Below are 10903 nucleotides of genomic sequence, written 5' to 3'. Positions count from 1 at the left end.
GGTGCCCGGTTCACTGCCAGGTGATCTCCCGGGCACCGGCTTCCATTCGACTTCTCAGAAGTCGAAGTCTCCGATGTTGTCCGCGTCGAACACGAACGGGTCGCCGAGCAGCACGGTGCCCTCCTCGTCGACCTCGTAGGACCCGAGCTCGCCCGCCTCGAACGTGTCGCCGGCCTCGCCCGAGATCTCACCGGTCGCCAGGGCGTTGGCGGCGTAGGCCGACAGGTAGCCGAGGTCCGCGGGGTTCCAGAGCGCGAAGGCCTCGACGGTGCCGTCCTCGACGTACTCGCGCATCTGGTTCGGCGTGCCCAGGCCGGTCAGCGCGACCTCGCCCTGGTACTCCGACGTGGACAGGTAGCGCGCGGCCGCCGCGATGCCGACCGTGGTCGGCGAGACGATGCCCTCGAGCTCCGGGTACGTCTGCAGCAGCGCGGCCGTCTTGTCGAACGAGGTCTGGTCGTCGTCGTCGCCGTAGGCGACCTCGACCAGCTCGACGTCCGGGTGGTTGGCGTCGAGCTCGGCCTCCATGAGCTCGATCCACGCGTTCTGGTTCGTCGCGTTCGCCGAGGCCGACAGGATCGCGATCTGGCCCGAGTCGTCGATCTGCTCGGTGATGAGGTCCACCTGGGCCTGGGCGATGCCCTCGGCCGTGGCCTGGTTGACGAACAGGTCGCGGCACTCCGGGTTGGTGTCGGAGTCGAAGGTGACGACGGCGACGCCGACGTCCCGCGCCTCGTTCAGGGCGTCGCAGATCGCCTCCGGGTCGTTCGCCGACACCACGAGCGCGTCGACTCCCTGCTGGGCGGCGGTCTCGATGAAGCTGACCTGCGAGGTCGGGCTCGCCTCGGAGGGACCGACCTCCTCGAAGGTGCCGCCGAGCTCCTCGACGGCGTCGGCGCCCCCGGCGTTCGACGTGTCGAAGTACGGGTTGCCCAGGCTCTTCGGCAGGAAGGTGATCGAGGCGGCCTCCTCGCTGCCGCCGCCGCCGGCGTCCCCGCCGTCGGACCCGGCGTCGTCACCGCCGGAGCAGGCGGACAGGGCGAGCGCGGTGCCGGCGGCGAAGGCCGTCAGCGCGAGACCGCGGCGTGCACGGTGCTGGAAGGAGAACATCGTCGTTCCTTTCGTCAGGTACGGGGATTGCGGTCAGTGTCGGGTCGGGGTCAGGACGAGGTCCCGGGCGATCGGCCGCGCCGTCGGCCCAGGGCGGCGACCCGTCGCTGGTGGACCCAGCTCAGGGCACTGGCGGAGACGACCGACAGCACGAGCAGCAGGCCGGTCAGGACGTTGATGATGTCGCTGGTCACGCCGGCCAGGCGCAGTGCGCTGCCGAGCGTCCCGATGAGCAGGACACCGGCGATGACGCCGTGCAGGGCGCCGCGGCCGCCGAAGATGGACACCCCGCCGAGCAGGACGGCGGCGATGATCTGCAGCTCCATGCCGATGGCGTTGTCACCGCGGGCGTTGTTGTACAGCAGGGTGAAGTAGACGCCGGCGAAACCGGCCACCGTCCCGCTCATCACGAAGAGCCAGAACTTCGACCGTCCGACGTCGATGCCGGAGAAGGCCGCGGCCTCCTTGTTGAGCCCGATCGCGTAGAGCGACCGGCCGAACGGGGTGAAGTGCAGCAGCACCGCGAACCCGAGCGCCAGCACGGCGAACGCGATGATGACGACCGGGACGGGCGTCCCGGGGATGTTGGTGCGGGCCAGGTCGGTCCACGTCTCAGGGAAGTCGCTGATGGCGGTCGTCCCCAGGAGCCCCACGGCGATGCCGCGGAACAGCGCGAGCGTCCCGATGGTCACCGCGAGGGACGGGAGCCCGACGACGGTCACCAGGGCACCGTTGATCGCCCCGGCCATCGCACCGACCAGGACGGCGACCACCATGGCCACGGGGAGCGGCCAGCCGGCCTGGACCCCGAGCCCGGTGACGACGCTGGCCAGCCCCAGCACGCTGGCCACCGAGAGGTCGATCTCGGCGGTGATGATGATCAGGGTCATCGGCAGCGCGATGAGCAGGATCGGCGCGGTCTCGCGCAGCAGGTAGGTCACCGTCAGCGGGCTGTCGAAGTTCGGGACCGTCGCCATCGCGACGGCGATCACCGCGAGCAGGAGACCGATGATGGACGCCTCCCGCGTCACGAGGACGCGGCGCCAGAGCGGCTGGGCGTGGGCGGCGTACGTGCGGGGCGCCGCTGCCTCCGTGGTGGCGGTCATCGGGTCTCCTCCCTCTGTGCGACGAGTCGTCGGTGCTGGCGCTGCGCGGCGATGCGGTCGAGCACGATGGCGCCGATGATGAGCACGCCCACGACGGCGCGCTGCCAGAAGTCGTCCACGCCGATGATCGGCAGGGCACGGTTGATGGTCAGGAGCAGGAACGCGCCGAGCGCCGCTCCCCAGACGGTGCCGACACCGCCGAAGATCGCCACGCCGCCGATGACGGCCGCGCCGATGGCCTCGAGCTCCCAGCCGAACCCGGCGTTCGAGCTGACGGTGCCGTACCGGGCGGCGTAGAGGACGCCCGCCAGTCCGGCCGCCGAGCCGCTGACCACGAAGGCCGCCAGGACGCGACGGGTCACGCGCAGCCCGTAGAGCTGGGCGGCGGCCGGGTCGGACCCGATCGCGTAGAGCTCACGGCCGCTGCGCAGGTTGCGCAGGTGCCAGGCGGCGTACACGAGGACCACCAGGGCGAGCAGGGTGAGGACGGGCAGCCCGAGCACCGTGTCGGTGCCGAGGCCCCGGAAGGACGCCGGCATGTCGGAGGCGTTGATCCGGTCGGAGCCGGTCCACGCGACGTTGATGCCGCGGTAGATGTACATCGTGCCGAGCGTGATCACCAGGGCGGGCACCTTGGCGAAGGCGACGAGGGCACCGTTGATCAGGCCGAGCACGGCGCCGAGCGCGATGCCCGCGACGAAGACGACGACGATCGGGAGCCCGGGCACCTGCACGAACAGCGTGCCGGTCAGGTACGCCGTGAGGCCCACGACGGAGCCGACCGACAGGTCGACGTTCCGCGTGATGATGACGATCGCCTGCCCGATCGCGACGACCATGAGCAGCGACGGCGTCAGCAGGAGGTCCCGGAAGCCGTCGTTCGAGAACAGGAAGCTCGGGTTGAGCACCGTCGCGAGCGTGACGACGGCGACGATGGCGATCGCGATCCCGGTCTCGCGGGCGCGGATCAGGCGACCGAGGCCCGCCAGGACGGGATGCGTCGGAGTGGTGGCCGTGGTGGTCATCGGGCGGGCTCCTCGTCTGCGGTGGCGGCGAGCATCACGGCCTCGGGGGTCGCCTGCTCCCGCTTGAACTCGCCGGTCAGCCGGCCCTCGCGCATGACGAGGACCCGGTCGGCCATGCCGAGCACCTCGGGCAGCTCGGAGGAGATCATCAGGATGGCGATGCCCTGCTGGGCGAGCTGCGACAGCAGCCGGTGGACCTCGGCCTTGGTCCCGACGTCGATGCCGCGGGTGGGCTCGTCGACGATGAGGACCTTCGGGTCGGTGGCGAGCCACTTGCCGAGGACGACCTTCTGCTGGTTGCCGCCGCTGAGGGTGCCGGACTCGGTGTCGAGCGCCGCCGTCTTGACCTCGAGGCGGCTGGCCCAGACGCGGGCGGACTCGTTCTCGCGGCTCCCCCAGATGAGCCCGAAACGGGCGAGCCGGTCGCGGACCGCGAGGGTGATGTTGCGGGTCACCGGGAGGTCGAGCACCAGCCCCTGGCGCCGGCGGTCCTCGGGCACGAGGGCGAGGCCGCGGGCCATCGCGGCCCGCGGACGCCCCTTGGGCAGGGGTGCGCCGCCGACGTGCACGGTGCCCTCGCGGTAGGGGTCGACGCCGAACACGGCACGGGCGACCTCGCTGCGACCGGCGCCGACGAGGCCGGCCAGGCCGACGATCTCGCCGGCGTGCACGGTGAAGGAGACGTCGTGGAACACGCCGGGCTGGGTGAGCCCGTCGACGGCGAGCACCTCCTCGCCGATCTCGGCGGGGAGCTTGGGGAACATCTCGGTCACGTCGCGACCGACCATCATGCGCACCATGTCGTCGACGGTCGTCTCCGCGATCGGCATCGTGTCCACGTGGGCGCCGTCGCGCATCACCGTGACGGTGTCGCACAGGTCGAAGACCTCGTCGAAGCGGTGGGAGATGAAGACCAGCGCACGGCCCTCGTCACGCAAGCTGCGGGCGACCGAGAACAGCCGGTCGACCTCGACGCCGCTCAGCGCGGCCGTCGGCTCGTCCATCACCAGGACGCTCGCGTCCAGGGAGATCGCCTTGGCGATCTCGATGATCTGCTGGTCCGCGATCGAGAGCCCGTCGGTGGGACGGTCGGGATCGATCGACACGCCCAGGCGCTCGAAGATCTCGGTCGCCTCGGCGCGCATGGCCGCCCGGTCGATCCGGCCGAGCCGACCGGTGGGCTGGCGCCCCATGAAGATGTTCTCCACCACGGACAGGTCCGGGAAGAGGGTGGGCTCCTGGTAGATGACGGCGATGCCGTTGGCCTTCGACTGGGCGGTGCTGTGGAAGTCGACCTCCTCGCCGCGCAGCCGGAACTCACCGCCGTCACGGCGGTAGAGCCCCGCGATGATCTTGACCAGGGTCGACTTCCCGGCCCCGTTCTCGCCGATGAGCGCATGGATCGACCCGTCGTGGAGCCGGAGGCTCCCGGATCGCAGCGCCACCACGGCACCGAACGACTTGACGACGCGCGACAGCTCCAACGCTGGCGTCGCCGACGTGGTGTCCGACTGCACCGATACCTCCTCGTCGAGGCGGACTATCCTGAGGTCACTGAACGAACGATGAAACGTTTCAAGGTCGTTCAGGTTTAATCTACGGACCCGACCGACGGTGGTCAAGGCCGACGCTCGATCGTGATCTGCTTGATGTCTGAGGAGGAGACAACGTGGGCCAAGTGAGTGTCCGGGACGTCGCGCGGCACGCCGGCGTGTCCGTCGGGACGGTGTCCAACGCGCTGAACCGACCGGACAGCGTCTCCCCGGACGCGCTGGCACGCGTGCGCGCCTCCATCGGCGAGCTCGGCTACGTGCGCAACGAGGCCGCGCGGAACCTCCGGTCCGGCGTCACGGCCAGCATCGGGCTGATCGTCGTCGACAGCCAGGTGCCGTTCTTCCAGGACGTCGGACGCGGTGCGGCCGACGAGGCGGCCGACCGCGGCATCGCCCTCCTCTACGGCAGCTCGGCCGAGGACCCCGCCCGCGAGCGCATGTACCTCGACCTGTTCGAGGAGCACCGCGTCCGCGGGCTGCTCATCGCTCCGGTCGGCGACGTGAGCCGACGCCTCCACCAGCTGCGGGAACGCGGTATCCGGTCGGTCCTGGTCGACCGGTTCAGCGGGGAGGAGCCGGTCTCGTCGGTCTCGGTGGACAACGTGGCCGGCGGGCGCATGGCCGTCGAGCACCTGCTGGCGACCGGCCGGCGTCGGATCGCCTTCGTCGGCGGGCCGCTGACCCTGCGTCAGGTGACCGACCGGCTCGCCGGGGCGCGGGTCGCGGCGGACGAGTCCGGCCTGCCCGTGTCGGTGGAGGTCGTCGCGACCGAGACCACGAGCGTCGCTGCCGGCGTGGCAGCCGGCGAGCGTCTCCTCGCGAGGGAGCCCGCCGACCGGCCCGACGCCGTCTTCGCGGCGAACGACCTGGTGGCGCTCGGGCTGCTGCAGGCCATCGTGGGCGACGGCCGTCTCCGGGTCCCCGAGGACGTCGCGATCATGGGGTTCGACGACATCTCGTTCGCCGCGGCCGCCGCCGTACCGCTGTCCTCGATGCGGCAGCCCAGCACGACGATCGGCGCCACGGCGCTGCGGATCCTCCTCGAGGAGTCGGAGGACCCCGACACGATCCCGCGCCAGACCGTCTACCAGCCGGAGCTGGTCGTGCGACGCTCCACCGTCGCGAGCGCGTGACGCACCGCGCGCGCCGGCCGGACCCTGACGGTCCGGCCGGCGCGCTCCCGGTTCCGGGTCAGTCCTGGCCGTGCTGCGCGAGCAGCTCCGAGAACTTCTCGGGGGTGAGCCCCTCGGCGAAGCCCATCGTGGTGACCTTGACCGCGGGGATCGCGGAGAGCATGGCCGCCATGGCGGGGTCGGACTCGGTGTCGAACATCTGCGCGGCGTCGCCCATGGCCGCCGACAGGGCCGCCCACGCCTCCGGCCGACGACGCCACTCGTCGATGGTGGAGTCGGCGCGCAGCGGCACCTCCGCCGTCGGCGCGACGAGGTCGACCGCGGCGGTCAGCGGCAGGTCGCGGGACGAGGCGCCGACGGCGACCTCGACCGCGCCGGGCTCGACGACCCAGCCGTGGGTGGCGGTGTCCCAGTGGGACAGGTCGCGGCGGGTCAGCGCCAGCTCGACCCGCTTCGTCTCGCCCGGCTGCAGCGCGACGGTCCGGAAGCCCCGCAGCTCGCGCGGGGCCCGCGCGACGGCGGAGCCGGGCCGGCCCACGTAGAGCTGCGGCACGGCGACACCCTCGCGGGACCCGGTGTTGGTGACGGTGAACGCGACGCGCCCGACGACGTCGTCCGGGGCCGTCGCCGGGGTCACCGCGTCGGCGTCGACGGTCAGGTCGGCGTACCCGAACGAGGTGTAGGTCAGGCCGTGGCCGAACGGGTAGGAGACGTCGGCCCCGGTGGCGTCGAGCCCGCGGTAGCCGATGAACAGCCCCTCGCCGTACCGGACGGCACCGTTCTCGCCCGGGAAGTTGAGCTGGGCGGGCACGTCGGTGAGCGCGACGGGGATCGACTCGGCCAGGCGGCCGGACGGCGAGGCCTCGCCGAGCAGCAGCGCGACCGTCGCCGACCCGGAGGCCTGACCGCCGAGCCACGTCTCCAGGATCGCGTCGGCGGCGTCCTCCCAGCCGGAGACCGTCACGGCCGAGCCGTTGGAGAGCACGACGACCGTGCGCGCGGCGACGGCGGCGACCTCGCGGACCAGGGCGAGGTGCGCGGCCGGGAGGTCCATGTGCTCGCGGTCGTAGCCCTCGGACTCGTCGACCGCCGGCAGCCCGGCGAAGACGACGGCGGTGCGCCCGTCCGCGGCCGCGACGGCCTCGGCCCGGAGCTCGGCGTCGGTGCGGTCCTGCCCCGGCTTCCCGGCGGCCTCGGCCAGCACGTAGCCGGGGTGGAACGGCACGTCGAGGCCGCGCTCGGCGAACGCGTCGAGGGCGCTGACCAGGCGGGTGGGGTTGACCTGCGAGGACCCGGCGCCCTGGTAGCGCGGGGTACGCGCCATCTCGCCGACGACGACGAGGTCGGCGGCCGCGGACGGGTCGAGCGGCAGCACGTCGCCGTCGTTCTTGAGCAGCACGGCCGTGCGGGTGGCGACCTCGTGCGCGAGGGCGTGGTGGGTGGCGGCGTCGAACGTGCCCGGGTCGGCTGCGGCCTCCAGCGCACGGGCGACCATCGTCAGGACCCGGGTGGCGGCCTGGTCCACGACGGCCTCGTCGAGCTCGCCGGCGCGCACGGCGGCGACGACGCGGGCGTCGTTGATCCCGGCGGAGGACGGCATCTCGAGGTCGAGACCGGCGGCGACGCCCTCGACGCGGTCGTCGACCGCGCCCCAGTCGGAGACGACGAGACCCTCGAAGCCCCACTCGTCACGCAGGACCTCGGTGAGCAGCCAGGGGTCCTGGGAGGCGTAGACGCCGTTGATCTTGTTGTAGGCGCACATCACCGTCCAGGGCTGGGAGCGGGTGACGACGGTCTCGAACGCGGGCAGGTAGATCTCGCGCAGGGTGCGCTCGTCGACCTCGGCGGAGACGCGCATGCGGTCGGTCTCCTGGTTGTTGGCCGCGAAGTGCTTGAGCGAGGTGCCGACGCCCTGGGACTGGATGCCGTCCACGAGGTCGGCGGCGAGCTCGCCGGCGAGGTGCGGGTCCTCGCTGAAGTACTCGAAGTTGCGGCCGCACAGGGGGCTGCGCTTCATGTTGACGCCGGGCCCGAGCAGCACGCCGACGTCGTTCGCGCGGGTCTCGACGCCGAGCGCCTCGCCCACGCGGCGGACCACGGAGCGGTCCCAGGTGGAGGCGAGCCCGGCGGCGGGCGGGAAGCAGGTGGCGGGGACCGAGTCGTTCAGCCCGACGTGGTCGGCGGCGCCGGCCTGCTTGCGCAGCCCGTGCGGTCCGTCCGTGACCATCACGGCCGGGATCCCGAGGCGCTCGACCGCCTGGGTGTTCCAGAAGTCCTGCCCGGAGCAGAGGGAGGCCTTCTCCTCCAGGGTCAGCTCGGCGACGAGCCGGGGGACGTCGGCGACGGCGAGACGCGTCGTCGCGGTGGTGTCGACAGCCATGGGTATCCCTTCGCAGTGTGTCCGTCGACGACGGTAGCACGAATATCTACCACGCGGTCGGTAAACGTCCACGGGGCGGTCGTCGCCGCCGTCGCGCCGGAGATCGGGGATCCTGGTCCCATGCTTCTCCCCCCGGTTCCCCGCCCGGCCGACGTGCGCCTCGTCGTCACCGACATGGACGGCACGCTGCTCGACCCCGACGGCCGGGTGCCCGACGGCCTGTGGCCGCTGCTGGCCCGGATGCACGACGCGGGCATCACCCTCGTGCCGGCCTCGGGACGACAGCACGCCACCATCGCCGCCGCGTTCCCGCCCGAGCGCACCCCCGGGCACGAGGAGCTGGTGATCATCGCGGAGAACGGCACCTACGTGACCCGCGGCGGGGCGGCCGTCGCGACCGACGACCTGGCCCCCGAGGCGGTCGGCGCGATCGTCCGTGCCGTGCGCGGCATCGATCCCGTCCGCGGCGGCGCCGTGGTCGCCGGACGTCGCTCGGCCTACGTCGAGCGGGCCGACCCGGGGTTCGTCGACCACGTGCGCACCTACTACACCGACCTCACGGTGGTCGACGACCTCCTCGCGGTCGACGACCAGGTGCTCAAGGTGGCGGTGTACGACGACGTCGACTCCGCGACCGGCACCTACCCCTCCCTGGAGCACCTCGCCGGCACGCTGCAGGTGGTCGTGTCGAGCCCGCACTGGGTCGACGTGATGAACCCGGGCGTCAACAAGGGGGTCGCGCTGCGTCGGCTGCAGGCGGCGCTCGGGGTCACCCCGGCGCAGACGGTGGCGTTCGGGGACTACCTCAACGACCTCGAGATGCTCGACGCCGCCGACTGGTCGTACGCGATGGCCGGCGCCCACCCGGACGTGCTGGCCCGCGCCGCGCACACCGCCCCGGGCAACGCCGACCACGGCGTCGTCCAGGTGCTCGCGGCGATGCTCGACGAGCGCTGAGCCCCGGGCCGCGCCGGGCGCCGGGGACCCGCACGCCGGGCCACCGGGTCAGCCGAGGGTCCGACGGCGCCACCGCAGCAGGCCCAGCCCGGCCAGCAGGCTGAGCACCGCGACCGCCAGGAGGGCGCCCACCGCCCCGGGCCCGGTGACCGGGAGGTCGCCGCCGCCGTCGGGCGCGGTCGGCACCGGCGCCGGGGTGCTCGGGCTCGGCGATGGCGCCGGGGACGGCGCGGGCCGCGGGACGACGATCTCGAACGTCTGCGCCTCGTCGGCCAGGTCGGCGTGCCCGACCACGAGCTCGCCGTCGAGGAAGATGGCCTGGAACGCCACCAACGACTCCCCCGCGTACGCCGCCGTGACCTCGAAGGTCACGTCCACGGTGCCGTCCGGGCTGTCCGGGACGAACGCCGTCGCCCCGACGGGGCCGACGGAGGCCGGCCCGTCGGTCACCACGGCACCGGCCACCGTGTACTCCAGCCCGGGGGTCAGACCCGTGTAGCTGATCGTGTCGACCACGGTGGCGCCCTCCAGGCCGACCCTCTTGCCATCGGTGCCGACGACGGCCACCTGCGAGGACAGGGTCGGTGGCACAGCGACCGTGAAGGTCTGGTCCTGGTCGGTCGGGTCGGCGTGCACGACGACGACCTCGCCGTCGACCCAGACGGCCTGCAGGGCGACGAGATCCTGGTCGGCATAGGTGTCGGCCTGCTGCTGCGTGAGCTCGAACGTGACATCCACCGTGCCGCTGGACGACTCCGGCACGAACGTCTCCGGCCCGGCCGTGATCCCGGTGGAGGTGCCGTCCGGGGTCGCGAGCAGTCCCGCGACCGTGTACTCGACACCCGGCTCGAGGCCGGTGTACGTGAGAGTGTCGACGACGGTGCCGCCGGAGTAGGCCAGCATCCCGGAGGCGGTCTGGTCGAGGACGGTGACCTGGGACGACAGCGTCGGGGCCGGCTCGGCGGTGTTCGTCACCGTCACGTCGACCGTCTCCGCCTCGGAGTCGAGCGTCAGCTCGGTCGGATCGATCGTGACCTCGCCCCAGGTGATGCCGTCGACCGTCGGGGTCGACGCCTCGGAGAGCTCCAGGACGTCGCCGTCCGTCAACGTCGGGCCGTCCACGACGGTGCCGTCGGCCGGCAGGTCGAGCGTGCCGACCACGCCGGCGGACGGTCCGTCGACCACCTCGTAGTGCAGGCCGAACGTCGCGTCGTCCGGCACCAGGTCGGCCCCCGACCCCACGATCTCCTTGTGCGCGGTGAACGTCGCGTCGGCGATGTCGTAGGTGTTGGTGACGTCGACGGTGATGTCGACCCGCTGGTCGACGATCACGGTCCGCGCCGGGGAGTAGGTCACATCGGTCAGGTCCACACCGCCGTCCGGGCAGTTCGCGACGCACCCCACCTCGTCGATCTCCACGACGTCCCCGATGTCGAAGGGTTCCACGTCCTCGCCGGGAATGTCGATCGCGCTGCCGTCCGCGGGGACGTCGACGGTCCCGGTGCGCCCCGTGCTCTCGGGGTCAGCCGATTCGATCACCGTCCAGCGGAACCGGTACTCGGGCGGGTCCGCGCAGTCGCCGCCGTCGCCCTGAGGGGCGCAGTCCGGGTTGTCGAAGTCCGGGTAGACGACACCGGCG

General features: G+C 72.4%; 8 protein-coding genes. 2 read left to right on the top strand and 6 right to left on the bottom strand.

Annotated features, from left to right (window positions below; all coding sequences use genetic code 11):
- Positions 1–54: 54 nt before the first annotated feature.
- The 4 genes from rhaS to PO879_RS00970 are packed head-to-tail and all read right to left on the bottom strand — an operon-like array spanning position 55 to position 4758.
- The gene (gene rhaS / locus PO879_RS00985; RefSeq protein WP_278236085.1) at positions 55–1110 is read right to left on the bottom strand and encodes a rhamnose ABC transporter substrate-binding protein; all 1056 of its coding nucleotides are present in this window, start codon (positions 1108–1110) and stop codon (positions 55–57) included.
- A 50-nt stretch (positions 1111–1160) separates the two neighbouring features.
- Complete coding sequence (locus PO879_RS00980) at positions 1161–2216, bottom strand: ABC transporter permease (RefSeq protein WP_278236084.1); 1056 nt, start codon at positions 2214–2216, stop codon at positions 1161–1163.
- On the bottom strand, positions 2213–3241 hold the full coding sequence (locus tag PO879_RS00975; RefSeq protein WP_278236083.1) for an ABC transporter permease: 1029 nt from the start codon (positions 3239–3241) through the stop codon (positions 2213–2215). The genes PO879_RS00980 and PO879_RS00975 overlap by 4 nt, the downstream gene beginning before the upstream one ends.
- Positions 3238–4758, bottom strand: a complete 1521-nt coding sequence (locus PO879_RS00970; protein ID WP_278236082.1) for a sugar ABC transporter ATP-binding protein — start codon at positions 4756–4758, stop codon at positions 3238–3240. Before PO879_RS00970 ends, PO879_RS00975 begins: the two co-directional genes overlap by 4 nt.
- A 161-nt stretch (positions 4759–4919) precedes the next feature.
- Here PO879_RS00970 and PO879_RS00965 point away from each other — a divergent pair, with 161 nt between their 5' ends.
- Entirely contained in the window at positions 4920–5927 is a 1008-nt protein-coding gene (locus tag PO879_RS00965; protein ID WP_347568608.1) for a LacI family DNA-binding transcriptional regulator, read from the top strand.
- 58 nt (positions 5928–5985) lie between these two features.
- On the opposite strand, the gene PO879_RS00960 is transcribed toward PO879_RS00965, so the two are convergent.
- Complete coding sequence (locus tag PO879_RS00960) at positions 5986–8307, bottom strand: glycoside hydrolase family 3 C-terminal domain-containing protein (RefSeq protein ID WP_278236080.1); 2322 nt, start codon at positions 8305–8307, stop codon at positions 5986–5988.
- 120 nt (positions 8308–8427) lie between these two features.
- Here PO879_RS00960 and PO879_RS00955 point away from each other — a divergent pair, with 120 nt between their 5' ends.
- Positions 8428–9264, top strand: coding sequence for a Cof-type HAD-IIB family hydrolase (locus PO879_RS00955; protein ID WP_278236079.1), 837 nt, complete (start codon positions 8428–8430; stop codon positions 9262–9264).
- Positions 9265–9312: 48 nt separating this feature from the next.
- Here the strand turns inward: PO879_RS00955 and PO879_RS00950 are convergent, their stop codons facing one another.
- A complete protein-coding gene (locus PO879_RS00950; RefSeq protein ID WP_347568607.1) occupies positions 9313–10803 on the bottom strand; it encodes a VaFE repeat-containing surface-anchored protein in 1491 nt (496 codons plus the stop codon).
- Positions 10804–10903: the final 100 nt, after the last annotated feature.

Origin of the sequence: Isoptericola sp. AK164, assembly GCF_029643425.1 — a bacterium.
Lineage (GTDB): Bacteria > Actinomycetota > Actinomycetes > Actinomycetales > Cellulomonadaceae > Isoptericola > Isoptericola haloaureus.
This window is presented reverse-complemented; position numbering and strand designations above follow the sequence as displayed.